This is a genomic window from Aeromonas sp. R4-3, assembly GCF_040908275.1.
In the GTDB taxonomy this organism is placed as follows: Bacteria; Pseudomonadota; Gammaproteobacteria; order Enterobacterales; family Aeromonadaceae; genus Aeromonas; species Aeromonas rivipollensis.
On sequence record NZ_JBFODK010000002.1, the window covers coordinates 11070 to 34773 of the forward strand.

At 60.7% G+C, this 23704-nt stretch carries 25 protein-coding genes, 1 tRNA gene and 1 riboswitch; of the genes, 21 read left to right on the forward strand and 5 right to left on the reverse strand.

Annotated elements, in window-relative coordinates; genetic code table 11:
• The first annotated feature begins 133 nt into the window (after window positions 1-133).
• The 5 genes from AB5Y91_RS00785 (at window position 134) to AB5Y91_RS00805 (ending at window position 6055) form a co-directional block, all read left to right on the forward strand.
• Window positions 134-2074, forward strand: a complete 1941-nt coding sequence (locus AB5Y91_RS00785) for a bifunctional diguanylate cyclase/phosphodiesterase (protein ID WP_289983364.1) — start codon at window positions 134-136, stop codon at window positions 2072-2074.
• A gap of 153 nt (window positions 2075-2227) precedes the next feature.
• Window positions 2228-3790 (forward strand): AbgT family transporter, encoded by a 1563-nt coding sequence (locus AB5Y91_RS00790; RefSeq protein ID WP_042650274.1) that lies wholly within the window; start codon window positions 2228-2230, stop codon window positions 3788-3790.
• A 67-nt stretch (window positions 3791-3857) separates the two neighbouring features.
• Entirely contained in the window at window positions 3858-4583 is a 726-nt protein-coding gene (gene nfsA, locus AB5Y91_RS00795) for an oxygen-insensitive NADPH nitroreductase (RefSeq protein WP_368168848.1), read from the forward strand.
• Between the two features lie 159 nt (window positions 4584-4742).
• On the forward strand, window positions 4743-5507 hold the full coding sequence (locus AB5Y91_RS00800) for a hypothetical protein (RefSeq protein WP_042650272.1): 765 nt from the start codon (window positions 4743-4745) through the stop codon (window positions 5505-5507).
• On the forward strand, window positions 5501-6055 hold the full coding sequence (locus tag AB5Y91_RS00805; RefSeq protein WP_368168849.1) for a VOC family protein: 555 nt from the start codon (window positions 5501-5503) through the stop codon (window positions 6053-6055). The genes AB5Y91_RS00800 and AB5Y91_RS00805 overlap by 7 nt, the downstream gene beginning before the upstream one ends.
• Before the next feature lie 13 nt (window positions 6056-6068).
• On the opposite strand, the gene AB5Y91_RS00810 is transcribed toward AB5Y91_RS00805, so the two are convergent.
• Window positions 6069-7289, reverse strand: coding sequence for an MFS transporter (locus AB5Y91_RS00810; protein ID WP_368168850.1), 1221 nt, complete (start codon window positions 7287-7289; stop codon window positions 6069-6071).
• Between the two features lie 93 nt (window positions 7290-7382).
• Between AB5Y91_RS00810 and AB5Y91_RS00815 the strand changes: the two genes are divergently transcribed.
• Window positions 7383-8294 (forward strand): LysR family transcriptional regulator, encoded by a 912-nt coding sequence (locus tag AB5Y91_RS00815; RefSeq protein ID WP_368168851.1) that lies wholly within the window; start codon window positions 7383-7385, stop codon window positions 8292-8294.
• A gap of 72 nt (window positions 8295-8366) precedes the next feature.
• On the opposite strand, the gene ribA is transcribed toward AB5Y91_RS00815, so the two are convergent.
• Window positions 8367-8960 carry a GTP cyclohydrolase II gene (gene ribA / locus AB5Y91_RS00820; RefSeq protein WP_368168852.1) on the reverse strand — a complete coding sequence of 198 codons (594 nt, stop codon included), beginning with the start codon at window positions 8958-8960 and terminating at the stop codon, window positions 8367-8369.
• Between the two features lie 261 nt (window positions 8961-9221).
• Between ribA and cmk the strand changes: the two genes are divergently transcribed.
• From cmk to pyrF, 6 genes are all read left to right on the forward strand, one after another.
• Window positions 9222-9914, forward strand: a complete 693-nt coding sequence (cmk, locus tag AB5Y91_RS00825) for a (d)CMP kinase (RefSeq protein WP_042649706.1) — start codon at window positions 9222-9224, stop codon at window positions 9912-9914.
• A gap of 93 nt (window positions 9915-10007) precedes the next feature.
• On the forward strand, window positions 10008-11678 hold the full coding sequence (gene rpsA / locus AB5Y91_RS00830) for a 30S ribosomal protein S1 (RefSeq protein WP_005327816.1): 1671 nt from the start codon (window positions 10008-10010) through the stop codon (window positions 11676-11678).
• 91 nt (window positions 11679-11769) lie between these two features.
• Window positions 11770-12054, forward strand: coding sequence for an integration host factor subunit beta (ihfB, locus tag AB5Y91_RS00835; RefSeq protein ID WP_005299934.1), 285 nt, complete (start codon window positions 11770-11772; stop codon window positions 12052-12054).
• A gap of 156 nt (window positions 12055-12210) precedes the next feature.
• Window positions 12211-12495, forward strand: coding sequence for a LapA family protein (locus AB5Y91_RS00840; RefSeq protein WP_005327818.1), 285 nt, complete (start codon window positions 12211-12213; stop codon window positions 12493-12495).
• A gap of 9 nt (window positions 12496-12504) precedes the next feature.
• Window positions 12505-13671, forward strand: coding sequence for a lipopolysaccharide assembly protein LapB (gene lapB / locus AB5Y91_RS00845; protein WP_106886608.1), 1167 nt, complete (start codon window positions 12505-12507; stop codon window positions 13669-13671).
• Between the two features lie 151 nt (window positions 13672-13822).
• The gene (gene pyrF / locus AB5Y91_RS00850) at window positions 13823-14521 is read left to right on the forward strand and encodes an orotidine-5'-phosphate decarboxylase (RefSeq protein ID WP_163157268.1); all 699 of its coding nucleotides are present in this window, start codon (window positions 13823-13825) and stop codon (window positions 14519-14521) included.
• Between the two features lie 109 nt (window positions 14522-14630).
• On the opposite strand, the gene rrtA is transcribed toward pyrF, so the two are convergent.
• Window positions 14631-15209 (reverse strand): rhombosortase, encoded by a 579-nt coding sequence (rrtA, locus tag AB5Y91_RS00855; RefSeq protein WP_234678086.1) that lies wholly within the window; start codon window positions 15207-15209, stop codon window positions 14631-14633.
• Between rrtA and AB5Y91_RS00860 the strand changes: the two genes are divergently transcribed.
• The 5 genes from AB5Y91_RS00860 to AB5Y91_RS00880 all read left to right on the forward strand — a co-directional run bounded on the left by AB5Y91_RS00860 (window position 15175) and on the right by AB5Y91_RS00880 (window position 18062).
• Window positions 15175-15819: a tRNA-uridine aminocarboxypropyltransferase gene (locus AB5Y91_RS00860; protein WP_193558502.1), complete on the forward strand. Its 645-nt coding sequence runs from the start codon at window positions 15175-15177 to the stop codon at window positions 15817-15819. The genes rrtA and AB5Y91_RS00860 overlap by 35 nt on opposite strands.
• A 28-nt stretch (window positions 15820-15847) precedes the next feature.
• Window positions 15848-16537, forward strand: coding sequence for a 7-cyano-7-deazaguanine synthase QueC (gene queC / locus AB5Y91_RS00865; protein WP_163157272.1), 690 nt, complete (start codon window positions 15848-15850; stop codon window positions 16535-16537).
• Window positions 16538-16598: 61 nt separating this feature from the next.
• Window positions 16599-17270 carry a 7-carboxy-7-deazaguanine synthase QueE gene (gene queE, locus AB5Y91_RS00870; RefSeq protein WP_262110641.1) on the forward strand — a complete coding sequence of 224 codons (672 nt, stop codon included), beginning with the start codon at window positions 16599-16601 and terminating at the stop codon, window positions 17268-17270.
• Window position 17271: 1 nt separating this feature from the next.
• Window positions 17272-17502, forward strand: coding sequence for a DUF3820 family protein (locus AB5Y91_RS00875; protein ID WP_005327834.1), 231 nt, complete (start codon window positions 17272-17274; stop codon window positions 17500-17502).
• A complete protein-coding gene (locus AB5Y91_RS00880; protein ID WP_368168853.1) occupies window positions 17499-18062 on the forward strand; it encodes a cob(I)yrinic acid a,c-diamide adenosyltransferase in 564 nt (187 codons plus the stop codon). The genes AB5Y91_RS00875 and AB5Y91_RS00880 overlap by 4 nt, the downstream gene beginning before the upstream one ends.
• A 71-nt stretch (window positions 18063-18133) precedes the next feature.
• Here the strand turns inward: AB5Y91_RS00880 and AB5Y91_RS00885 are convergent, their stop codons facing one another.
• Complete coding sequence (locus AB5Y91_RS00885) at window positions 18134-18538, reverse strand: H-NS family nucleoid-associated regulatory protein (protein ID WP_025327182.1); 405 nt, start codon at window positions 18536-18538, stop codon at window positions 18134-18136.
• 320 nt (window positions 18539-18858) lie between these two features.
• Window positions 18859-19030, forward strand: a riboswitch (Lysine riboswitch).
• Window positions 19031-19115: 85 nt separating this feature from the next.
• On the opposite strand from AB5Y91_RS00885, the gene AB5Y91_RS00890 reads away from it, so the two are divergent.
• Both AB5Y91_RS00890 and AB5Y91_RS00895 read left to right on the forward strand, forming a co-directional pair.
• Complete coding sequence (locus AB5Y91_RS00890) at window positions 19116-20696, forward strand: Na+/H+ antiporter NhaC family protein (protein ID WP_106886612.1); 1581 nt, start codon at window positions 19116-19118, stop codon at window positions 20694-20696.
• 86 nt (window positions 20697-20782) lie between these two features.
• Window positions 20783-21364, forward strand: coding sequence for a thymidine kinase (locus tag AB5Y91_RS00895; protein ID WP_106886613.1), 582 nt, complete (start codon window positions 20783-20785; stop codon window positions 21362-21364).
• Between the two features lie 54 nt (window positions 21365-21418).
• Here the strand turns inward: AB5Y91_RS00895 and AB5Y91_RS00900 are convergent, their stop codons facing one another.
• Window positions 21419-22756, reverse strand: a complete 1338-nt coding sequence (locus AB5Y91_RS00900; RefSeq protein ID WP_163137843.1) for a flavohemoglobin expression-modulating QEGLA motif protein — start codon at window positions 22754-22756, stop codon at window positions 21419-21421.
• 159 nt (window positions 22757-22915) lie between these two features.
• Between AB5Y91_RS00900 and AB5Y91_RS00905 the strand changes: the two genes are divergently transcribed.
• Both AB5Y91_RS00905 and AB5Y91_RS00910 read left to right on the forward strand, forming a co-directional pair.
• Window positions 22916-23371: a YbjN domain-containing protein gene (locus AB5Y91_RS00905; RefSeq protein ID WP_161507131.1), complete on the forward strand. Its 456-nt coding sequence runs from the start codon at window positions 22916-22918 to the stop codon at window positions 23369-23371.
• Window positions 23372-23611: 240 nt separating this feature from the next.
• Window positions 23612-23699: transfer RNA gene (locus AB5Y91_RS00910), tRNA-Ser, on the forward strand.
• The last annotated feature ends 5 nt before the right edge of the window (window positions 23700-23704 follow it).

Genomic DNA, 23704 nt, shown 5'->3' on the forward strand with positions numbered 1-23704 from the left:
TTATGGGTCGGAACGGATTTTGTACCAGCACGGACGCCTTTGCCAAAGACGGGTCCAGGCTGGTTCTGCCATGAGCTTTCAGCATGAATCATCACGCAACATGAATACGCTAGACGAACGCCTGCTTACCGCGATGGACGTGCTCCATACGCCCATCTGGGTCTATGACATCCAGCGTCACCACATTTACTGGGCCAATGGCTCCGCCCTGGGATTGTGGGAGGCGAGCTCCCTGGCCGAGCTGCAATCCCGCGACTTCTCGGCCGACATGGCCGCCGCCATCGATCTGCTGTTGCAGCGTTATCTCGGTGATTTTCAACAGGATCGCAGTTACAACGAGTGGTGGACCCTCTCCCCCAAGGGGGTCAAGAAGCAGGTCTATCTGCGCCTCTCCGGGATCCAGCTCGCCGGGCGTCAGATGATGATGACGGAGGCGGTCATCGATGCCGACACCCTCTATCAGGAGTCCTCCCTCGCCACCGGCGATACCCTGGCCTGCCTGTTCGACAACGAGGGGGCTCTCGAGAGCGGCAACCACCACTTCGACATGTGTTTTGGCACCGGTATCACTCGGCTGGCCCAGGTCTTCTCCGGTGACGACGAGGCCTTCTATACCCGACTCTCCCGGGTGGGGGAGGTGGTGGCCGAGGGGGAGTGCCGGACCCAGAAGGGGATGCGCTGGTTCCAGTATCAGTTCCGCCACATCCAGCAGGGTGCGCGGATCTTGCTGACCATGCGGGACATCACGGATCGCAAGCTCGAGGAGCTCGAACACCGTCACCTGGCCTGGCACGACTCCCTCACCGGCCTGCTCAATCGCTACGGCCTGATGAAGTCCCTCGAGGCCTATTGCGGCCTGGGGGGGCGCTTTGCCCTGGTGTTCATGGACTTGGACAACTTCAAGCTGGTCAATGACAACTATGGCCACAAGGCGGGGGATCGCCTGCTGGAGCGGGTGGCCGGCCGGCTCAAGCAGATCTGCCCGCGGGACGTGGAGCTGGCGCGCCTCGGCGGGGACGAGTTCACCGCCCTGGTTCCCCTCAGTCAGGCCAGCGAGCGGGCGCAGGAGGTGGCGGATCTCATGCTCTCCCAGATGAGCAAGCCGCTGCAGCTGAGCGGGGTGCCCGAGGTCACCATAGGCGGCAGCATCGGCATCGCCATCTATCCGGACGACGCGGATGATGGGGACAACCTCATCACCCGCGCCGACATGGCCATGTACCAGGCCAAGCAGATGGGGCGCCTGCGCTGGCAGCGCTTCACCCCCAGCATGCAGCAGAGCCTGCACCGCAAGCTGACCCTGAAGCAGTTTCTGGCCAAGGCCGTCGGCCGGGGGGAGCTGAGCCTGCGCTATCAACCCCAGGTGGACGTGGCCCAGGGGAAGCTCATCGGTCTGGAGGCCCTGCTGCGCTGGTACAACCCCGTGCTTGGGCACGTCTCGCCGGCGGAGTTCATTCCGCTTGCCGAAGAGATGGGGCTGATTCGTGAAATAGGGAGCTGGGTGCTCGCCACCGCCTTGGCCCAGATGGGGGAGTGGCAGCGCCAATGGCAGGTGCGGGTGCCGGTGTCGGTCAACCTCTCCGGCTTCCAGCTCTCCGCCTCCCTGCCGGGACAGGTGGCGCAGCAGCTCAGGGAGTCCGAGGTCGATGCGGGCCTGCTGACGCTGGAGCTGACCGAAACCGTGCTGATGCTGGACATGAAGGGCTGCATCGAGATCCTCGACGCCCTGAGCGAGCAGGGGATCAAGATCGCCATCGACGATTTTGGTACCGGCTACTCGTCGCTCGCCTATCTCAACCGTCTGCCCATCGACACCATCAAGCTGGATCGCTCCTTCGTGGTCGGGCTGAACCTGCCGGTGATCCGGGCCACCGTGGCCATGGCCACCAGTCTGGGGCTCGGGATCCTGGCGGAAGGGGTGGAGGACGAGCACGAGCTGGCGGCCCTGCGGGCCCAGGGCTGCCACGTCTTCCAGGGCTTCCTGTTCAGCCCCCCCATGACCCCGGAGGAGGTGGCGGCGGCAGGCTTCGGGATCCGGTGCAAGCTTGGTCACTATCCGCTGATCGGCGGCTGAGCCCGCCGCTGACAATGTGCGGCATGTCCCATTTCCGGAGCGCGACATGCCAAATTAAACATAATTAATCGAATTTTTGTCTCATATCATGGGATTCATTAGACGTTATCGCTAGTATGCGCGCTCATTCCTTGGTAATGGAGTATCACCATAATGAGTCAAGCCGCAGTGAACGAGCGTCCGGCCAGTCCCAATGGCTGGTTGAACCGCTTCCTGAACGGGGTCGAGAAGGCGGGCAACAAGCTGCCGGATCCCGCCATGTTGTTCCTCTATGCCTTGCTGATCGTCTGGGTCGGCTCCTGGATAGGCTCCCAGTTCTCCTTCGATCTGGTCAATCCCCGCACCGGGGAGGCCGTGGTGGTCAACAACCTGTTGACCGGGGCGGGGCTGGCCGAGTTTCTCGCCAGCATGGTCACCACCTTCACCGGCTTTGCACCGCTCGGCATAGTGCTGGTGGCCATGCTGGGGGTCGGGGTGGCCGAGCAGTCCGGCTTCATCAACACCGGCCTGAAGAAGTTGCTCAAGGTGACGCCGGCGCGCTTCCTGACCCCCATGCTGATCCTGGTGGCCATCGTCAGCCATACCGCGGCAGATGCGGGCTATGTGCTGGTGATCCCCATCGGCGGCATCATCTTCCATGCGGCGGGCCGTCATCCGCTGGCGGGCATAGCCGCCGCCTTTGCCGGGGTCTCCGGCGGCTTTGCCGCCAACTTCCTGCCCTCCGGCGGGGATGCCCTGCTGCAGGGGTTCACCCAGTCGGCGGCCCAGTTGCTCGACCCCGACTACATGGTCAACACCCTGTGCAACATCATCTTCACCGGCGCCTCCTCCCTGCTGATCATCTGTGTGGGCTGGTTTGTCACCGAGAAGATAGTGGAGCCGCGCCTCAAGCAGGTGCCCCTCAACGAGGATCTGGAGAGTGCCGACGAGATGGGGCGCTACAGCGCGCAGGAGAGCCGGGCCTTCAACTGGGCCGGGTTTGCCATGCTGGCTGCCGTGGTGCTGCTGGGGCTGGCCCTGTCCCCGGACGACTCGCCGATGCGGGCGCCGGATGGATCGCTCACCACCTTCGCCGCACCCGTGATGAAGTCCATAGTGCCCCTCATCTTCCTGCTCTTCATCCTGCCCGGCATCGTCTACGGCTTCGTGGCGGGAAGCTTCAAGAGCGGCAAGGACGTGATCGATGCCATGTCGGCCACCATGAACAAGATGGGTTCCTACATGGTGATGGCCTTCTTCTGTGCCCTCTTCATCAAGGCGTTTGGTGACTCCAACCTGGGGACCCTGCTGGCCCTCTCCGGCGCCGAGGTGCTCCACGCCCTGGCGCTGCCGGGGGAGGTGACCATAGTCGGCATGATACTGCTCACCGCCAGCGTCAACCTGGTGGTGGGCTCGGCCTCGGCCAAGTGGGCCCTCATCAGCCCCATCCTGGTGCCCATGCTGATGGCGGTGGGGATCTCCCCCGAGCTGACCCAGGCCGCCTATCGGGTGGGGGATTCCGCCTCCAACATCATCACCCCGCTGATGGTCTTCTTCCCCCTGGTGGTGGTCTATTGCCAGCAGTATGTGAAGAGCACCGGCATCGGCACCCTGGTCTCCATGATGCTGCCCTATTCCCTGGCCTTCCTGGTGAGCTGGACCTGCTTCCTGCTGCTCTACTGGGCGCTCGGCTTCCCGCTCGGGCTGCAGGCCCCCTATGTGTATCCTGCCCCCTGAGGGCGACGAGGGGCCTTGGGCCCCTCGCTTTTTTTGGGTACAGTGTGACCTTCATTTTGGAGGCACCATGAACCCGACCATAGATCTCATCCTTTCCCATCGCTCCATTCGTCAGTTCACCCCTGAGCCCATCAGCGCCTCGCAACTCGATCAGATACTGAGCGCCGCCCAGAGCGCCTCCAGCTCCAGCTTCCTTCAGGCCAACAGCCTCATCCGGGTGACCGACAAGGGGCTGCGCGCCACCCTTGCCGAGCTGGCCGGGCACCAGGCCTACGTGGCCGAGGCGGCGGAGTTCCTGCTGTTTTGCGCCGACTATCAACGTCACAGCCAGATAGTACCGGAGGCCCAGACCGGCTTTGTGGAGCAGCTCATGATAGGCGCCATCGACGGGGCCCTGATGGCCCAGAATGCCCTGCTGGCGGCCCAGTCCCTGGGCCTTGGCGGCGTCTACATCGGCGGCATTCGCAACAACCCGGCCGCGGTGAGCGAGTTGCTGGGGCTGCCCTATCAGGTGATCCCGCTGTTCGGCCTCTGCCTGGGCCATCCCGCCCAGCAGCCGGAGCAGAAGCCGCGGCTGCCCCGCGCGCTGGTGGTGCACGAGAATCGCTATCCAGAGACGCTCGATCGCGCCCTGCTGGCGCAATACGACAGCCAAATCCACGACTACTACCTGGCCCGCAGCAGCAACAACAAGGTGCAGACCTGGAGCGGACAGATCAAGGCGATCCTCGGCAAGGAGGCGCGTCCCTTCATGCTGGGCTTCCTCCAGTCGAAGGGGTTTTGCCTCAAGTAATGGGGGCGGCGGGCGATATGGAGCATGAGGCCCCGGCCATCGCCATCGCCGCGGCTCCCTTGCGTTGTTGTGAGGCAAGGTGCGATCTGGGCGCTACCCTATGCGGGTAAGCTGTTGTAGGATCACGCAATTGGATTGGGACAGGAGTGTGAATACCCTATGATTTTAACCTTGATATTGCTGTCGATTGGCGCACTCCTGTTTCTGGTCATCGCCTATAACGTGGTGCAGCAATACAAACAGAAGGCGGAAGCCGACAAGCGCCAGGCCATCGCCCGCCACAAGGCCGTGGCGGATGAGACGGAGGAGGTGCTGTTGAACGTCAACCTGGTGCCCTTCTCCAAGAACATGGTGCTGCTGCTGCAACACAGGATCCTGGATGCCTACCGCGCCATAGTGCAGGTCATGCCGAATCCCCAGGTCAAGCAGCGCATCATCGACGTCCAGACCCAGATCAAGAATGTGCAGGAGAACTACAGCAGTCAGGACGAGGGGCACTTCAAGACCCCTGAGTCCGACCGTCAGGCGATCCAGATGCTGCAGCTGGCCAAGAAGATGCGGGCCGTGCTGCGGGTCGAGCACAACAAGGGCAAGATAGATCCCCAGGGGTTCGCCCAGGAAGATCGCCGCCTCGAGCTGATGCAGCTCAAGATCAACATCGCCAACCTGATCAAGCGGGCCATGGATGCCCAGATCCAGGGGCAGTACGGCACCTGCCGTCAGCTCTATACCAAGGGGCTCGGCGCCCTGGCCAATGTCTCCGACAAGGATCCCTACCTGCTGGCGCGGGAAGAGGACATGCGCCAGGGGATGCGCCAGCTGGAAGAGCATCTGCAGCAGCACAGCGAGAAGGAGCTGCAAAACATCAAGGACAAAGAAGCGGACGAGCTCGATGTCCTGTTCCAACCCAAGAAGAAATGGTGATCATGTCTCATCCACTGGATACCACGCTGGGGCCCATGGCCCCATTCGTTTGCCAACTGCTCACTGAAATGCACGCCCTCATGGGGGAATGCGATGCCCCTGTGGTAGATCATCTCTGCTACCGCGCCGCCACCTTGCCGGAATACCTGGCCCTGAAAGAGACGCTGGCGCGCCATGGGGTGCTGCTGGTGGAGGGGATGATAGGGGGCCGCCCCATCGCCACCTATCGCCTGCATCAGCCCGTCTGCTGGCAGCAGGTTACTGTCCCCTGCGTCGAGCTGGCCGCCCCCAAGGCAGGCCGCGCCCATCAGGCGGGGCTGGAGCACATAGAGCTGGTGGTGCCCTCACTGCCGGCGCTGGTGGCCGCGCATCCCGGGCTTGCGTTCAAGACAGCCAACATGGACGACGGGCGCAACCCGGATGTGGGGCTGATGCTGCCTTCGGGGCAAATCAAGTTTCATCTGCGCCCTTTGAGCGAGGTGATTGACGAGGAGCTGCACACTGGCGCCGTGGTGCCGGTGCCGGCGGACTATTACGACGCCCAGTGAGTCGAGGGCCCCGTCACTGGCGTGACGAGGCGTGAGAGGAGAGGGGCGGCGCCGCGCGCCCCTTGAGATGGCCGAGCCAGAGGCTCAAGGCGGCGGTGACGCACAAGACCAGTTCTATGCCGAGCACCAATCCCCAAAGGCCCCCCCGCTCCCAGAAGGGATGCAAGTAAAGCCCCCCCAGACTGGCCCCCAGATAATACCCCACCAGATAGAGCGACGAGGCGAGCGCCCTGTTGTGCTCCACATGCTGGCCGACCCAGGCGCTGGCGCAGGCGTGGGCGAGGAAGAAGCCGAAACTCGAGATCAGCAGGCCACCTATGATGGCGGCGAGGGTCCCCTGCAGCAGGGCGAGGCTGCCGAGGGCCATAAGGGCTATCCCCGCCAGCAGCAGGCGCTGCGCCCCAAAGCGATGGGCACAGCGGCCGCTCAGGGAGGAGGCGAGGGTACCGGTGAGGTAGGTCAGAAACAGCATGCCGAGCCACTGGGTCGGCAGGGAGAAGGGGGCCTTGGCCAGCAGGAAGGTAAGGTAGCTGTACTGGTTCAGGAAGACCATGAAGTTGAGCCCGCCGATGAGATAGGCCCCCAGCAGCAAGGGGTTGCCGAGGTGGCTCTGGATGGCGCGGCGCAGTTGCCCTGGGGCAGCCTCCACGGCCACGAAGCGGGTCTGGGCGGGTAGCAACCAGATGACCAGCGGCAGCAGGACGAGGCTGATGAGCCCGATCCCGAGGAAGGTGTGTTGCCAGTCGCCAAACCAGCCCGCCAGCAGGCCGCCGACCACCCGGCCGGCGATGCCGCCGAGGGAGTTGGCGGCGATATAGACCCCCACCGCCGAGAGCAGGGCACGCTTGCTGAACTCTTCTCCCATGTAGGCGATGGCGGTGGCCGGCAGCCCGGCCAGGAGCGCCCCCTGCAGGATGCGCAGGCACACCAGCAGATCGAAGCGAGTCACCCAGGGAATGCACAGGGAAAGCAGTATGGCGCCGGTCAGCGTCCACAGCATGATCCGGCGACGCCCGAACCTGTCCGCCAGGCGGGCGCAGATGAGCAGCGATCCCGCGAGCCCGGCGGTGCAGCCCGCCAGGGTCCATCCCGCCGACAGGGAGCTGACGGAGAACACCTGTGCCAGCAGGGGCAGCAGGGGATGGGTCTGATAGAGATTGAGAAATACCAGGAAGGAGCCCAGGCTGAGGGCCAGGGTGGCGCGTATCCATTCGCGACTGCCTACTTCGATCATATGGAGTTGTCCCGACGACTTTTGTGCAGAGTAGTGGGTCGCTCTATATAAATATAATATATTTAAGTTATCAGTCTGATAAATGGAATTGATATGGATCTGAAACAGCTCGGTTACCTGCTGGCGGTGCGGGACACGGGCTCCTTCACCAAGGCCGCCCAGGGCTTGCACGTGGCGCAACCGGCCGTCAGCATGGCCATCGCCAAGCTGGAACAACAGCTCGAACTGCGCCTGTTCGACAGGCAGGATCGCAGCGTGCGGCTCACCCCTGAGGGGGAGGTGCTCTGCCGTCACGCCGAGCGGCTGCTGCTGCAGATGCACCAGGCAGAGGCGGAGATGGCCGAGCTCAAGGGACTGGAGCGGGGGGAGGTGCGCATCGGCATTCCCTACATGATGGGCTCCTATTACTTCCCGCCGATCCTGATGGCCTTCAAGCATAGCTACCCCGGTTTGAAGATCCGGGTGGAGGAGGCGGGCACCCGCGAGCTGCTCAGTCGTATGGTGGACGGCAGCCTGGATCTGGCCATCCTTATCACCAGCGATCTGCCACCCGGGCTGGAGGGGGCCCAGCTGCTGCGAGAAGAGATGCTGATGGTGGTGGGGGAGGAGCATCCCCTGCGCGGGGCCGGTGCTGTCTCGCTGCCGCAATTCTTCAGCCAGGAGCTCGCCATGTTCCGGCGGGGTTTCTACCACAGAGAGCACATGGAGGCGCTGGCACAGGGCTTGGGGATCGAGCCCAATATCGGCTTCGAGAGCAACCTCATCCCCCTGCTCAAGGCGGTGGTGCGGCAGGGGTTTGCCGTGACCACCTTCCTGCGCATGGCGCTGGAGGAGGAGGCGGCGCTTTGCGGCATCCCCTTTGCCCCGCCCATCTTCCTCGATCTCTGCGTGGCCTGGCGGCGGGGAGATCCCCTCTCCATGGCCAACCGGGCGCTGCGGGATTTCCTGTTGGCACAGGCCAATCCAGAGTCAGCCCCAGACGGTGCCTTGATGGACAATCAATAGGGCAGCAAGAACGCCAACAAAAACGCCTCCCGATGGGAGGCGTTTTTCATTCCGCTGCCAGGCTGCGAGCCATCACTTCTTGAACAGATGATCCAGCTTGTTCGCCTTGGTGGAGAGATAGAACTCGTTGTGGGGATTGCGCCCCTCCTGCAGGGGGACGCGCTCGGCCACCGGAATGCCAAAGGATTCCATCGCCTTGAGCTTGCGCGGGTTGTTGGTCATCAAGCGCAGGCTCTTGACCTTCAAGGCCTTCAGCATATCGGCACAGATGGTGTAATCGCGCATGTCGGCGGCAAAGCCCAGTGCCACGTTGGCCTCGACGGTGTCGGCGCCCTGATCCTGCAGATGATAGGCACGGATCTTGTTGAGAAGGCCTATGCCACGGCCTTCCTGGCGGACATACAGCAAGACGCCACGACCGGCCTTGGCGATCTTCTCCATGGCGGCCTGCAACTGGAAGCCGCAGTCGCAACGCAGACTGAACAGGGCGTCCCCGGTCAGACACTCGGAATGAATTCGGCCCAGCACGGGCTCACCGTCCGCGATATCGCCCATCACCAGTGCGGCGTGATCCTTGCCTGTACCGGTTTCCTGAAAGCCAACTAGCGTGAAGGTGCCCCAGGGGGTTGGCAACTTGGATTTAGCCACCAGGCTAATGCTGCTCATAGGGTTGCTCCTGACTACAACTGCTTAAAAAAGGCGGCCAGTTTAGCGCGCCTTGTCCATAACAACCATAAGAACAAAACCTTGCAGGAGGGATGGTTTACCGGATTGGTCATAATAGGCGCAATCGCGACGACTTTTGCGCAATTGTGCGCCCTGACAACTGCCAGCGCCGGTGCATTCGGGTATAATCGGCGCCCATTACCCCATCCCGCCAGGGATGTGTGCAACCAGTCAACATGCCGAGTGCGCAGGAGAAAAGTTATGCCTCAGATGGCCCCCGTGATGACAATTGATGGCCCGAGTGGCGCCGGTAAGGGCACCCTGTGCCAGCTGTTGGCAGAGAAGCTGGGTTGGCACCTGCTCGACTCCGGTGCCATCTACCGGGTGCTGGCGCTGGCGGCCTTGCACCACGATGTGGAGCTCGACGCCGAAGCCGCGCTGGTGCCCCTGGCCGCCAATCTGGACGTGCAGTTCCAGGTCGACGGCGGACAGGTCAAGGTGGTGCTGGAAGGGGAGGATGTCTCCCGTACCATCCGCTCCCAGGAAGTGAGCGATGCCGCCAGCAAGGTCGCCGTCTTCCCCCGCGTGCGCGAGGCGCTGCTGCGCCGCCAGCGTGCCTTCCGCCAGTTGCCGGGTCTCATTGCCGATGGTCGTGATATGGGGACTGTGGTTTTCCCCGAGGCCGAAGTGAAGATCTTCCTCGATGCCAGCGCGGAAGAGCGGGCGCAGCGCCGCTATAAGCAGTTGCAAGATAAGGGCTTTGATGTTAACTTTGAGCGTCTTTTAACCGAGATTCGGGAACGTGACGATCGCGACAGAAATCGCGCCGTTGCCCCCCTGAAACCCGCGGAAGATGCTCTTGTGGTAGACTCAACGTCTATGACCATAGATGACGTACTGGCAACGGTGCTCGCCTATGCGGAGCAACAACTTGGTGATGTCAGCACCAGCTGATGTCAGTCGTCTGCACCATGGATGGCGCAGATAATTTAAAACAACCCCGCTTGTGCCGGATTGCGAGTGGATGTTTCATTTGTGACACAAACAATGATCGAATCTTTTGCTCAACTCTTTGAAGAGTCCCTGAACGCCGTTGAAACCCGTCAAGGTTCCATCGTCAAGGGTACCGTCGTTGCTATCGAGAACGGTTTTGTACTGGTTGACGCCGGTCTGAAATCCGAGTCTGCCATTCCTGCTGAAGAGTTCAAGAACGCCCTGGGCGAACTGGAAATCAACGTAGGCGACACCGTTGACGTGGCTCTGGACTCTATCGAAGATGGTTTCGGCGAAACCAAGCTGTCCCGCGAAAAAGCCAAGCGCCACGAAGCCTGGCTGCAGCTTGAGAAGGCATACGAAGAGCAAGCTACCGTTATCGGTATCATCAACGGCAAGGTCAAGGGTGGTTTCACCGTTGAGCTGAACGGCATCCGTGCCTTCCTGCCGGGTTCTCTGGTTGACGTGCGTCCGATCCGTGACACCGCTCACCTGGAAAACAAAGAACTCGAGTTCAAGGTCATCAAGCTGGACCAGAAGCGCAACAACGTTGTCGTTTCCCGTCGTGCCGTGATCGAAACCGAGAACACCTCCGAGCGCGAAAGCCTGCTGGCCAACCTGCAAGAAGGTCAAGAAGTTAAGGGTATCGTCAAGAACCTGACCGACTACGGTGCATTCGTAGATCTGGGCGGTGTTGACGGCCTGCTGCACATCACCGACATGGCGTGGAAGCGTGTTAAGCATCCTTCCGAAATCGTCAACGTTGGCGACGAGATCGCAGTCAAGGTTCTGAAGTTCGACCGCGAGCGTACCCGTGTATCCCTGGGTCTGAAGCAGCTGGGCGAAGATCCCTGGGTTGCTATCGCCAAGCGTTACCCGGAGACCACCCGTCTGTCTGGCCGCGTGACCAACCTGACCGACTACGGCTGCTTCGTTGAAATCGAAGAAGGCGTTGAAGGCCTGGTACACGTATCCGAGATGGATTGGACCAACAAGAACATCCACCCGTCCAAGGTTGTTAACGTTGGCGACGTGGTTGACGTGATGGTTCTGGACATCGACGAAGAGCGTCGTCGTATCTCCCTGGGTCTGAAGCAGTGCAAGTCCAACCCGTGGCAGCTGTTTGCCGAAACTCACGCCAAGGGCGACCGTGTTTCCGGCAAGATCAAGTCCATCACTGACTTCGGTATCTTCATCGGTCTGGACGGCGGCATCGACGGCCTGGTTCACCTGTCTGACATCTCCTGGAACAACCAGGGCGAAGAAGCAGTACGTGAATTCAAGAAGGGCGACGAAATCGAAGCCGTTGTTCTGCAAGTGGACCCGGAGCGCGAGCGCATCTCTCTGGGTGTCAAGCAGATCGAAGAAGACCCCTTCAACAAGTACCTGTCTGACAACAAGAAAGGTGCTATCGTGAAGGGTAAGGTTACCGAGGTTGACGCCAAGGGTGCCGTGATCGAACTGGCTGACGGCGTGGAAGGCTACCTGCGTGCTTCCGACGCTGCTCGTGACCGTGTAGAAGACGCCACTCTGGTGCTGTCTGTCGGTGACGAAGTTGAAGCCAAATTCATGGGTGTTGATCGCAAGAACCGTACCGTAAGCCTGTCTGTACGTGCCAAGGACGAGGCTGACGAGCGTGTTGCCATCGACAGCCTGAACCAACAAGAAGAAGTTGTGTTCAGCAATGCCATGATGGAAGCGTTCAAAGCCGCCAAGGGTGAGTAATCCTTGATGCAAGAAATGGGCGGCTTCACGCCGCCCTTTTTTATCTTGGCATAATGAAATTGCATGTGATCGGGGAAGGAGATTTAACCTTATGACCAAATCAGATCTCATCGAACAATTGGCTGCCAGCCGCATGCATATGCCGGCCAAAGATGTCGAAGCCGCCATCAAGGAGATCCTTGAGCAGATGGCATCGACCTTGCAAAACGGCGACCGGATTGAAATCCGAGGATTTGGAAGTTTCTCACTGCACTATCGTGCGCCCCGCGTGGGTCGCAACCCCAAGACTGGGGACAAGGTTGAACTAACCGGGAAATATGTCCCGCATTTCAAGCCTGGTAAAGAGTTGCGCGAACGCGTGAACATCATCGAATAATGCAGAAAATGGCATACCTGGGTATGCCTTTTTTATTTTTACGTCTTTAGATATGTGATTTGTCAGGTTTCTCGCAGTCTTTTCCCATTCGCTCTAGAGTCTGCCTGTGATTTTAAGGATAATCAGTCTCTCATTAGCTACAGACAGGGAGATCTTATGAAGCGTATCTTGGCCCTCATCCCATTGGTGCTGGTGTTTGTACTGACCCTCGCCATCGGCTCGCAAAATGGCCAGCTGGTGCAGTTCAACTATCTCATCGCCCAGGGGGAGTTCTCCCTCTCCATGCTGCTGGGGTTCTTCTTTGCCGGTGGCTTCCTGTTGGGCTGGCTGGTGTTCGGTCTGCTCTTCCTGCGCTTGAAACTGCAAAACCGCACCCTCAGTCGCACCATGCGTCGTCAATCCCGTGAGTTGGAGCTAGCCCGGTCGCCAGCCAAGGAATAATGTCCCTCGATGCTTGAACTGCTTTTCCTGCTGTTGCCGATTGCCGCCGGTTATGGCTGGTACATGGGACGCAGGAGTGTTCGCCAGGACACCCAGCAACAGAGTAACCAGTTTTCCCGCCAGTACGTGGCGGGCCTCAACTATTTGCTGTCTGACGAGTCGGACAAGGCGGTGGATCTCTTCATCCAGCTGCTGGAAGTCGACAGCGAAACCATCGAAACCCATCTCTCCCTCGGCAACCTGTTTCGTCAGCGGGGCGAGGTCGATCGCGCCATCAAGATCCACCAGAACCTGGTCGCCCGCCAGCTGACCCGGGAGCAGCGTCAGCTCGCGCTGCAGGAGCTGGCCCGGGATTTCCTGGCTGCCGGCCTGCTGGATCGAGCCGAAGCGCTCTGGAAGGAGCTGTGCGAAGACAGCGACTTTGAAGAGACGGCGCTGGCGCAGTTGCTCATCATCCATCAACAGCTGCGTGACTGGGACAAGGCCATCGAGGTCGCCATTCGCCTGCAGAAATTCCAGGGCAAGAAGCTGGCGGAGCCCATCTCCCATTTCTATTGCGAGCAGGCGGAGAGCGCCTTGCGCGACGGTGACAAGGGGGCGGGGATCGCCAAGTTCAAGCGGGCGCTCGCAGCCCACCCTGCCTGCGCTCGGGCCAGCCTGCGACTGGCCGATCTGTCGATGGAAGAGGGCAAGTACGAGGAGGCCAGCAAGGATCTGCTGCGGGTGTTCGAGCAGGACATGGATTTTGCCTCCGAGGCCATGCCCAGGCTGCTCGATTGCTATCAGCAGCTTGGCCGCACCCAGGAGCTGATCCCGCTGCTGGAGAAGGCGGTGGAGGATCATGCCGGTGTCAGCGTAACCCTGGCCCTGGCCAATCTGGTGGAGGCGCGCGACGGCCTGAGCCAGGCCCGCGCCCTGGTGCTGCGTCAGCTGCGGCGCCACCCCTCCATGAAGGGGTTTTACCAGTTGGTGGGCTTCCAGCTGGCCAGCGCCGAGGAGGGGCCCGCCAAGGAGAGTCTGGAGCTGCTGCAGCAGCTGGTCGGCGAGCAGATCAAGATAAAATCGACCCACAAGTGCCGCCAGTGCGGCTTTGCCACCCATTCCCTGTTCTGGCAGTGTCCCTCCTGCCGGCAGTGGGGCTCCATCAAGCCTATCCGTGGTCTGGATGGTGAATAGCCCTTAGTGACCAAAAGTCCGTCCCCGCGCATCTCGAGCGGGGGCGGCAAGCCGAACCTGGTGCAAACCCAAGTGAGCAAGATGCCAGACTGCGACCGGCTCGCCGGCCGTGTCGAGTCTGGATGTGGCATAACAACCCATAGGAAGTGACATGCAAGACCCCAAAGTACTGGTCGCGCTGGATTATCAGCACGAAGCCGATGCCTTCGCCTTCATTGAACAGATCTCTCCGGCCGAGTGCCGCCTCAAGGTGGGCAAGGAGATGTTTACCCTGTTTGGCCCCCAGTTCGTGCGCCAGCTGGTGGCCAAGGGCTTCGAGGTGTTCCTGGATCTGAAGTTTCACGACATTCCCAATACGGTTGCCAAGGCCGTGGCGGCGAGTGCCGAGCTCGGGGTCTGGATGGTCAACGTCCATGCCAGCGGGGGAGAACGCATGATGCGCGCTGCCAGGGAGGCGCTGCTGCCCTATGGTGACAAGGCGCCTTGGCTTATCGGGGTGACAGTGCTGACCAGCATGGAGCAGTCCGATATGGCCCCCCTGGGTCTGGATGTGAGCCCGGCCGAGCAGGTGATCCGGCTGGCCACCCTCGCCAAGACGGCAGGGCTGGACGGTGTGGTCTGCTCCGCCGAGGAAGCCAGTGCGTTGAAAGCCTTGCTCGGCACCGACTTCAAGCTGGTGACCCCGGGCATTCGCCCGAGCGGATCGGCGGCCGGGGATCAACGCCGGGTCATGACGCCGCTGGCGGCGGTGGAGGCGGGGGCCGACTACCTGGTGATAGGGCGACCCATTACCCAGGCGGCGGATCCGGCCGCCGTGCTGGGGGCTATCAACGCCGAGCTCTGCCGATAAGGGGCCGACCCCTTGATGACCACAGGCCGGATTGCAGATCCGGCCTGTTGCGTTTTGATGTCTCGCTGAGCGCTGCTGCGAATGAGTGGCAGCCTTTATCCGCGGGGGATCAGGACTTGACGGCCTGCACACCCAGGCCGATGGGGAAGAGGCCGAGCAACAGGCCGGCGGCCGAGCCGATGAGGTGCGACTCTATGTGCACCCTGGCGCCAATGAGGGCAGAGACAGGGCTCTCTCCCGCACTGTAAAAGTCCAGCCCGAGCTTGATGACGATGCCAAGCAGCATGAGCCAGCCCGAATGGCGACGATAGCGGATATCCTGCATGGCTCCCCACACGAACAGGCCGTGCAGCAAGCCGGAGAGCCCCATGTACCATTGGGTCTGCGGGCACCACCACCAGATCCCGAGTCCGACGGCCGTCCCCAGCAGCAGGAGCAGCACGGGCAGGCGCCAGCCCGTCAGGTATTCGCGAAACAGGCTGTAGAGCACCGCAAGCCCGCTCAGGTTGAGCAGCAGGTGCCATCCGTTGGTGTGGGCCAGATTGCCTGTTATGATGCGCCACCCTTCGCCCTGGGCGATCAGGTCGCGATCGAAGGAGAGCAGCTGGTTAGGTACGGTGAAGAAGAGCAAGGCAGTGACGAGCGAAAGCGTGATGACCCAGAGCAGACCCGATTTTTCTGACAACATGAAACAACCCAACGACAGAGAGAGCCGATACTGTACACGCTGTACCCGAGCCCTCAAAGCCTGCCTGTGTGAATATATCCAGCAGGTGCCTCACCTCGCACCGCTCCATATCCTGCAGCATCCCGGCGAGGTCGCCCACCCCAAGGGCACGGCCGCCCTGCTGGCCGCCTCCCTCAGCCATGCCCGCATTCACGTAGGGGAGCACTTCGCCGATGCCGACTGGCTCAATGCCCTGCTCGTCGACCCCAAGGTGCAGTGCTATCTGCTGTGGCCTGATGAAGAGGCTCAGACACTGACACAGGTGCGCGAGGGCCGTGAGCACGCCAAAGAGGTGCACTTTATCCTGCTCGATGGCACCTGGCGCAAGGCCTATCGCATGTTGCACAGCAACCCGGCCCTGCTGGGATTGCCGAGGATCACGCTGGGCACCATGGCGGGGCAATATTCCATTCGCAAGAAGCCGTTTCCCGAGGCGCTGTCGACCCTGGAGGCGGGCTACCATCTGTTATCCCAGTGGGAAGGGGAGCCCGAGCGCTTCGCCCCGCTGATGAACCTCTTTACCCAGTTGAACCGGCAGTGGCATGACTTTGCCCAAGGTCGCCGCGCTTGAATCTGAATTGCAAACAGGAGTGATGAACGTGAAAAAAGCCGTCGTGGTATTCAGTGGTGGTCAGGACAGTACCACCTGCCTGGTGCAAGCCCTGGCCCTCTATGATGAAGTGCACGCCATCACCTTCGACTATGGCCAGCGTCATCGGGAAGAGATCGAGACAGCTCGCCGTCTGGCCGGGCAGCTCGGGATTGCCGCCCACAAGGTGATGGATGTGACCATGCTGGGTGAGCTGGCCGTCTCGGCCCTGACCCGGGATGACATCCCGGTCAGCGGTGAGCTGCAGGACAACGGCCTGCCCAACACCTTCGTGCCGGGCCGCAACATACTGTTTCTGACCCTGGCGGCCATCTATGCCTATCAGGTCGGTGCCGACACCCTGATCACCGGGGTGTGCGAGACCGACTTCTCCGGTTATCCCGATTGCCGCGACGACTTCGTCAAGGCCCTCAATCAGGCGGTGTCGCTGGGGCTGGATCGCGCCATTCGCTTCGAGACCCCCTTGATGTGGCTCGACAAGGCGGAAACCTGGGCGCTGGCGGATCACTATGGCCACCTCGAGACGGTGCGCCAGCAGACCCTCACCTGCTACAACGGTATCCAGGGGGATGGCTGCGGCACTTGCCCCGCCTGCGAGCTGCGCAGCCGCGGCCTGCAGCGCTATCTGGGCGACAAGGTGGGCATCATGGCCAGCTTGCGCGAGAAAACCGGATTGTGATCCTGCCTCTTTCCCGGGTTTGGGGTATAATCCGCGCCTTTTGCAGCAAGCCGTGACCGAGATGCACTACCCAATCAACGAGATCTTCCAGACCATCCAGGGGGAGGGCGTCTTCACCGGCGTGCCCGCCATCTTCGTTCGCCTGCAAGGCTGCCCGGTGGGCTGCCCCTGGTGCGATACCCGCCATACCTGGGTGGTGGATCCTGCCCGTGAGGTGGGCAGCCGCGAGGTGCTCGATCGATCCAACGAGTCCGATGGCTGGAGCAAGATGAGCACGGAGGAGATCCTGGGAAGCTTCGAGACCCTGGGTTACCGGGCGCGCCATGTGGTGTTGACCGGTGGCGAGCCCTGTCTCTACGATCTGCACGAACTCTCGTCGGCCCTGCTGGCGGCGGGATATCAGGTGCAGATCGAAACCAGTGGTACCAGCGAGATCCTGACCCACGCGCAGACCTGGGTCACCGTCTCCCCCAAGATTGGCATGAAGGGGGGCTTGCCTGTGCTGGTATCGGCCCTGGAGCGGGCCAACGAGATCAAGCATCCGGTGGCCACCGAGCGCCATATCGAGGAGCTCGATGCCCTGCTGGCCACGGCCAGCCTGCGCCCCGACGTGGTGATAGCATTGCAGCCCATCAGCCAGAAGCCCAGGGCCACCGAACTGGCCATGGCGACCTGCATCGCCCGTAATTGGCGGCTCTCCATCCAGACCCATAAATATCTGAATATCGATTGATATGGACAGACTCTCCGATGAGCGGGTATTGCTCACCCTTGCGGGCAAGATGCCCTACGGTAAATATCAGGGGCGACGCATCATAGATATTCCAGAACCCTATCTGGTATGGATGGCGCGCAGCGGTTTTCCGGCTGGTGCGCTGGGCCAAACCCTGGCTCTGGCGTACGAGATAAAACTCAATGGACTGGAGTCCATGATTATTCCCATTATTAACAGGATGTCAGAATGAGAATATATACCCGGCAAGGGGACAAGGGCCTCACGCGGCTGGCTGATGGCTCCTCCCTTGCAAAAGATGACAGGCGGGTCGAGACCTATGGCGCCATTGACGAGCTCAATTCCCAGATAGGTCTGCTGATGGCCGAAATACCCGAGAATGAGCCGGCATTATTGGCTGAACTCATATTGCTGCAGCAAGAGCTGTTTGATTTGGGCGGGGAGCTGGCGTTTTCCAGCGAGGCGCAAAATGCTTCCCTGTGGCAGGTCAATGAGGCCTGGACGGCGCGGTTGGAGCAACAGATTGACGCCTACAGCGCCCAGTTGCCGGTATTGCGCAATTTCATTCTGCCGAGCGGATCACGGGCGGCGGCGCAGGCCCATGTGGTGCGCACCCTGACCCGTCGCTGCGAGCGGCGGCTGCTTGGCCTGAGCCGGGAAGAGCAGGTGAACCCGGCTATCCTGCCCTATCTGAATCGGCTAAGTGACTGGTTTTTCACGGTGGCCAGATACTTGCTGGTCTCTGCCGGCACCCCGGAAGTGCTCTGGGTCAAGGCGGCAGACAGGCGCTGAAACGCCCGGCACTGACACAATAAAAAACCTCGCATGGCGAGGTTTTTTATTGGGCGGGACTGTGCTGCAGATCAGATGGCAAAGTCTTCCACGGATTTGCCTTCGGCCACGGCCTTGGCAATGGCGGAGGGCATGCGGCCCTGGCCGGTCCAGGTTTTTTCCACGCCATTGTCCAGATAACGATATTTGGCGGGGCGGGGAGCGCGTTTGCCTTTGCTGGCCTTGGTGCTTTCGGTGGCAACTGTGCCCACCAATTCAGCAGGATCTATCCCTGCGGCTTTCAACATTTCGGCGTATTCGGCAATTTTCTTCTGATGTTCTTCACGGGCCTGGCGTTCGGCAGATTCATCCTGCTGGCGCTCGGCGACCACCTCGGACAATTTCTGCAGTCCCTCTTCCAGTTGCTCCAGGGACAAATCGCGGCAGGCTGCGCGCAGACTACGGATATTCAGCAGAATTTTCAAAAATTCGTTCATATTGGCTACCACGCGAGCAGAAATATTAATGGGAAGGGCTGGTTTTTCGATAATTTATAGGGGGATTTGGCATCAAGTCAAGTCTGCCAAAATAATTAATTAGGCAGATAAATAAAGTCTGGCAATTATTCACGACGCCCGGTTTATTCTTTTTGCAGCGGGTTCATTTCCGAATGAGTGCTGAGTAGATGAAAATATCGACCATGTCGTATTTTATGAACCATTTGACTACCATTTTTCCACTTTTCGCCACACAAGCCTTGAAATTTAATCAAAAAACTTGCTATCACCCGGTGGCTCGATAAAATGTGCCGCGAATACCTTTAAGTAGAGGCGCGCTGCCTATGAGTAACCGAGCGGAGGGTGATGCCTGCGATGCTCGATGAAAGGAGTCGGCGCCGAAGTGACCAGGCCATCATACCGGGTTGCTGGTTCTGCATCGAACAGGTGCAGGACTGCCATAGTCATCCACTATGGAGCGCTACCTGAAGGGGCTGAGGAGTATGCCCGCCCTGGGTTTTGTTTCTTTGATCCTCTCGGTAGATCTCCACCTGTTGTCTTTAGGTGCAAAGAGATCATGGACATCGTTCATTACGCCGACTCCGGTTGGTCCGTCGTTCCCCCCTTGTTGGCCGTCGCCCTTGCGATCATCACCCGCCGCGTCCTGGTGTCGCTGGGGGTGGGTATTGTGGCCGGCAGTCTGCTGCTCAACCAGTTCTCCCCCCTCGATTCCCTGCATTACATGTTGAACACCGTGCTCAAGATCTTCTGGGTCGACGGTGCGCTCAACCGGGACAACGTCAACATGATCCTGTTCATGTTGCTGCTAGGGGGCCTCATCAGCCTGATGAGCGTCTCCGGGGCGACCCGGGCCTTCGCCGAGTGGGCGGCGCGCCGCGCCAAGACCCGCAAGGGGGCCAAGGCCCTCACCGGCATGATGGTCTTCGCCTTCTTCATCGATGACTTCTTCCACAGCCTGTCGGTGGGGGCCATCTGCCGTCCGGTCACCGATCGCTTCCAGATCTCCCGTGCCAAGCTGGCCTATCTGCTGGACTCCACCGCGGCGCCGGTCTGCGTGCTGATGCCCATCTCCTCCTGGGGCGCTTACATCATCGCCCTGGTGGGCGGCATAATGGCGGCCCATGGCCTGACCGAGCAGAGCCCCATCTCCGCCTTCGTCGAGATGATCCCGATGAACCTCTATGCGGTCTTCACCCTGATCATGGTGCTGGTGGTGATCGCCTTCCAGCTCGACATCGGCTCCATGCGTCAACACGAGCAGTGGGCGCTGGAAGGCAAGCTGTGGGATGAGTCCAAGGGCCGTCCCATCGGCCTGGACATGGAGTCTCCGGAGGAGAGCAATGGCGGCATGATCGACATGGTGCTGCCGATCCTGACCCTGACCCTGGCGACCGTCTACTTCATGATAGATTCCGGCGCCGCCGTGCTGGTCGGCAAAGGCCTGCCGTTCAGCGTGCTCGGCTCGTTCGAGAATACCAATGTCGGCTCCTCCCTGGTCTATGGCGCCCTGTGCAGCCTGGTGGTCTCCATAGGTCTGGCCATGCGCCTCAAGCTGGGTGCCAAGAACTGGATGAAGGCGGCCCCCCAGGGGATCATGGCCATGCTGCCCGCCATCAACATACTGCTGTTCGCCTGGACCATAGGCGCCGTGGTGCGCGACGTGGAGACCGGCAAGTACCTGGCCTCCATGGCCAACGGCAACCTGCCGATCGAAGTGCTGCCGGCAGTGGTCTTCATCCTCTCCTGTGCCATGGCCTTTGCCACGGGGACCAGCTGGGGCACCTTCGGTATCATGCTGCCGCTCGCCGGTGACATGGCAGCCGCCAGCGACATCAGCCTGATGCTGCCGATGCTGGCTGCCGTGCTGGCGGGCTCTGTGTTCGGTGATCACAGCTCGCCCATCTCCAGCACCAGCATCCTTTCGGCCACAGGTGCTGGCTGCCATCACATCGATCACGTGATGACCCAGCTGCCCTATGCGCTCGCCATCGCCTTCGGTGCCGCCCTCGGTTACCTGGTGATGGGGATGATGCACTCTGTGCTGGCGGGTTTCACCGTCAGCGGGCTCTGGTTCATCATCTTCTCCGGTTACCATTTGCGTAAAGCGCGGCTCCAGCGAGACCTGGCGGTCGCATAAATAAAACAAGGGGCCCACGGGCCCCTTGGTTTTGGCAGGGGCTTTGGTTAGCATGCGCCCCATAAATTCAGTTTCGGAACAGTACCATGGCTTCACTGCACTACAAATTTGCCACCATGAACTCGGGCAAGTCGACCCAGCTCATCCAGGCGCATTTCAACTATCTGGAGCGCGGCATGAATCCGCTGGCCATGACGCCGGTCATCGACGACCGCTTCGGGGTCGGGGTGATCCGCGCCAGAGTGGGTCTGGAGCTGAAGGTGGAAGTGTTCAGTGACAGCTGCGATCTGTTCGAGATGGTCAAGGCGCGCCACGGCGAGAAGAAGATCGATGTGTTCATCGTCGACGAGGCGCAGTTCCTGACCCGCGAGCAGGTGTATCAGCTGGCCCGTATCGTCGATGAGCTCAAGATCCCGGTCATGGCCTACGGCCTCAAGACAGATTTTCGCGGCGAGCTGTTCCCCGGCTCTTACCACCTGCTCTGTCTGGCCGACAAGTTCGAGGAGCTCAAGAGCATCTGCTGGTGTGGCAACAAGGCACACATGAACTCCCGGGTGAACGAAGCCGGGTTGGTAATGCGTGACGGCGAGCAGGTGGAGATAGGGGGCAACGACCGCTATGTGTCGCTCTGCCGCAAACACTATCTGGAAGGGCGGGCTTACAAGTAAGCCACAGCATGAAGAAGGGCGCCTCACGGGCGCCCTTTTTTGTCGACGAAGGGCTCAGTCTATCTCTATGTCCACCGGCGCTATGATGGGGTCGGCCACCGGCAGGCGGTGGAACAGCTGGCGAAAATGCTGCTGTACCCGGCCGATGTCGATGAGCGACATGCCGGAGGCGAAGCCGAACCAGACGTAAAGGCCGGTGAGATCGCGAAACATGGGGGGCAGGTAGCGGGGCGCATCGATGAGCCCCTCCAGATAGTGCTGATAGAGTACAGGGATGTCGTCCAGGGTCACCTTGCCGACGAACAGCATGGGCAGGATCTCCGGCACCCCCTCCAGCACGGCGCTGCGGATGAAGTTGACCGTCTCCACATAGCCTCTCACGTAGGAGAGATCCTTGGTGAAGCAGGCGCCTCCCTCGACCATGCCGCCCCTAAACACCCGCTGGGTGATCTTGTAGGCATCGTGCTCGCTGGCCCCCTTCTCGACGAAGTGGCGGAACACCTCGATGAAGTCGGCGCCGCGCTCCGCCATGTCGATGGCCATCACCCGATCCGAGATGCGCTTGGCCCTGTCCGGAAAGGAGCTGAAGGTGAGGGTCTCAATGAGCACAGCCAGCCCCTCCTGGCAGGCGGTGATGCGCGGCGAGCCGGCACCCAGCCAGGTGGCATAGGATTGCTGGCGGCCGTTGAGGGTGGTGCCGACGTGCACCCAGCCCTCGTGCACCTCCAATACCTGCAAGTCCAGCTCGGAGAAGCGGGCGTGGGAGCTCAGCTTGATGTAATCCCCCCCGGCGGCGGCATCGGAGACGATGCCATCGCTCAGCTTGACTTGCACCGTGCCGTCGCTGAAATAGTTCGACAGCTTGCCCTGCAGTTTGGCCACCGCCGCTTCCCCCTCGAACTCCTTGGGGTAGGGGCGCACCAGATGGCGGGCGCCAGGCAGGGAGAAGATGTCGCACAGCCGGGCCCCCAGCTCTTTCAGAGTCTTGCGATCCCCGCGCAGGTGATCGCTCGCCGAGCCGTACAGCAACTGGCTGTAGCGCTGAAAGTCCGGCTGCCCGCGCTGGCGCAGCATCTCGATCACCACCATGTACTGATCCACCGTCTCTTGCAGGATCCGGCCCAGATCATCCTGCGGCCCCAGCTTTCTGCGGATCCTGTCCCTCAGCTCCTTGAGCTCCAGGTATTTGTTGCGGGGATCGAAATCGAGGGGGAGGGCCTGATAGAAGTCGGCATCGATGGCGGGCAGCGCTCGTCCGCCCTTGGCGAGAAACTCGGTCTGCAGGTGGCGGGGCCATTTGATGGCATCCAGGATGCGAATGGGTTTTTGCAGGGCGAGCAGTTCATCCGAGAGGGATTTCAGGTGCAGGCGATACTTTTCTTGGATGGTCATCGGGCCTTCTGTGGAGGCGAGTGCGGTACGAGAATGGCTGAGTATATGCATAGCGCTTGCCAAAAAGAAGCGAGACCAGGAGTGATCCCGCCTGTGCGCTTTTGGTTGTCGGAAAATTGGTTTAGACTGCGCCCCTTGATCCTTATAGTGTTCGTGAAAATGATGAATATCCCCAGCTCTGAAATGATAATGCGTTGGCTGCAGCAGGCCCGGATCGAGCACTATGTGTGCGATCAGTGCCACGGCATCCACATGGTCTCCCTGCAGTCCGTCGAGGGCATCCAGGAGAGCCGAATCTTCGTGGAAGAGGAAGGGTTGCTGTTTTCATCCGAGCTGGAGGTACGCCCCTCATCCCTGCTGCCCCTGGTGGCCGAGCTGGGTCGTCTCAACATGCAATACCCGTCCCTCAAGGTGTTCCTCGACATCATAGATGACAACCTGCCGCGCCTCGTCGTGGGCCATACCGTCTTCACCAAGGCGGGTCTCTCCGTCGAGCAGTTCCTGCTGTTCGTCGAAAGCACCACGGCGGCGACCCATGAAGTGGTTTCCGAATGTGAACGCCTCGGCTTCCTCAATCTGCCGGAGATCCAGGTCGCACCGGAATCTGTGCACTGAGTTGCGCGTTTAATGTGCGAACGGTTCGCGGCAGCCAAAAAGCCGTTGACGCCGGCGGGGCTTTCCCCTAAATTACGCCCCGTTCCGGCGCAACCGCTCCGCGAATGTCGTGTTGGCTGAACACGTTAAACCACAGACAAAAATTTGGTGATGTGCCCAAGTGGCTGCCAGCCGATGAAATCGGCAAGAAAGCACGCAGCGCGTGCTCCGAAAGCCACAGGCAGATGACTGAAACAAATTGGTGAGGTGTCCGAGTGGCTGAAGGAGCACGCCTGGAAAGTGTGTATACGGCAACGTATCGAGGGTTCGAATCCCTCCCTCACCGCCAAATAA

Excerpts from the sequence above, each read along its gene's own strand:
- ihfB (WP_005299934.1), top strand. The coding sequence starts at position 11,770 with ATGACCAAATCAGATCTCATCGAACAATTGGCTGCCAGCCGCATGCAT.
- AB5Y91_RS00875 (WP_005327834.1), top strand. The coding sequence starts at position 17,272 with ATGGACAGACTCTCCGATGAGCGGGTATTGCTCACCCTTGCGGGCAAG.
- AB5Y91_RS00880 (WP_368168853.1), top strand. The coding sequence starts at position 17,499 with ATGAGAATATATACCCGGCAAGGGGACAAGGGCCTCACGCGGCTGGCT.
- lapB (WP_106886608.1), top strand. The coding sequence starts at position 12,505 with ATGCTTGAACTGCTTTTCCTGCTGTTGCCGATTGCCGCCGGTTATGGC.
- AB5Y91_RS00900 (WP_163137843.1), bottom strand. The coding sequence starts at position 22,756 with ATGACCATCCAAGAAAAGTATCGCCTGCACCTGAAATCCCTCTCGGAT.
- AB5Y91_RS00790 (WP_042650274.1), top strand. The coding sequence starts at position 2,228 with ATGAGTCAAGCCGCAGTGAACGAGCGTCCGGCCAGTCCCAATGGCTGG.
- AB5Y91_RS00785 (WP_289983364.1), top strand. The coding sequence starts at position 134 with ATGGACGTGCTCCATACGCCCATCTGGGTCTATGACATCCAGCGTCAC.
- ribA (WP_368168852.1), bottom strand. The coding sequence starts at position 8,960 with ATGAGCAGCATTAGCCTGGTGGCTAAATCCAAGTTGCCAACCCCCTGG.
- AB5Y91_RS00840 (WP_005327818.1), top strand. The coding sequence starts at position 12,211 with ATGAAGCGTATCTTGGCCCTCATCCCATTGGTGCTGGTGTTTGTACTG.
- AB5Y91_RS00810 (WP_368168850.1), bottom strand. The coding sequence starts at position 7,289 with ATGATCGAAGTAGGCAGTCGCGAATGGATACGCGCCACCCTGGCCCTC.
- rrtA (WP_234678086.1), bottom strand. The coding sequence starts at position 15,209 with ATGTTGTCAGAAAAATCGGGTCTGCTCTGGGTCATCACGCTTTCGCTC.
- cmk (WP_042649706.1), top strand. The coding sequence starts at position 9,222 with ATGCCTCAGATGGCCCCCGTGATGACAATTGATGGCCCGAGTGGCGCC.
- pyrF (WP_163157268.1), top strand. The coding sequence starts at position 13,823 with ATGCAAGACCCCAAAGTACTGGTCGCGCTGGATTATCAGCACGAAGCC.
- rpsA (WP_005327816.1), top strand. The coding sequence starts at position 10,008 with ATGATCGAATCTTTTGCTCAACTCTTTGAAGAGTCCCTGAACGCCGTT.
- nfsA (WP_368168848.1), top strand. The coding sequence starts at position 3,858 with ATGAACCCGACCATAGATCTCATCCTTTCCCATCGCTCCATTCGTCAG.
- AB5Y91_RS00905 (WP_161507131.1), top strand. The coding sequence starts at position 22,916 with ATGATGAATATCCCCAGCTCTGAAATGATAATGCGTTGGCTGCAGCAG.
- AB5Y91_RS00800 (WP_042650272.1), top strand. The coding sequence starts at position 4,743 with ATGATTTTAACCTTGATATTGCTGTCGATTGGCGCACTCCTGTTTCTG.
- AB5Y91_RS00890 (WP_106886612.1), top strand. The coding sequence starts at position 19,116 with ATGGACATCGTTCATTACGCCGACTCCGGTTGGTCCGTCGTTCCCCCC.
- queE (WP_262110641.1), top strand. The coding sequence starts at position 16,599 with ATGCACTACCCAATCAACGAGATCTTCCAGACCATCCAGGGGGAGGGC.
- AB5Y91_RS00805 (WP_368168849.1), top strand. The coding sequence starts at position 5,501 with ATGGTGATCATGTCTCATCCACTGGATACCACGCTGGGGCCCATGGCC.
- AB5Y91_RS00885 (WP_025327182.1), bottom strand. The coding sequence starts at position 18,538 with ATGAACGAATTTTTGAAAATTCTGCTGAATATCCGTAGTCTGCGCGCA.
- AB5Y91_RS00895 (WP_106886613.1), top strand. The coding sequence starts at position 20,783 with ATGGCTTCACTGCACTACAAATTTGCCACCATGAACTCGGGCAAGTCG.
- AB5Y91_RS00860 (WP_193558502.1), top strand. The coding sequence starts at position 15,175 with ATGACCCAGAGCAGACCCGATTTTTCTGACAACATGAAACAACCCAAC.
- AB5Y91_RS00815 (WP_368168851.1), top strand. The coding sequence starts at position 7,383 with ATGGATCTGAAACAGCTCGGTTACCTGCTGGCGGTGCGGGACACGGGC.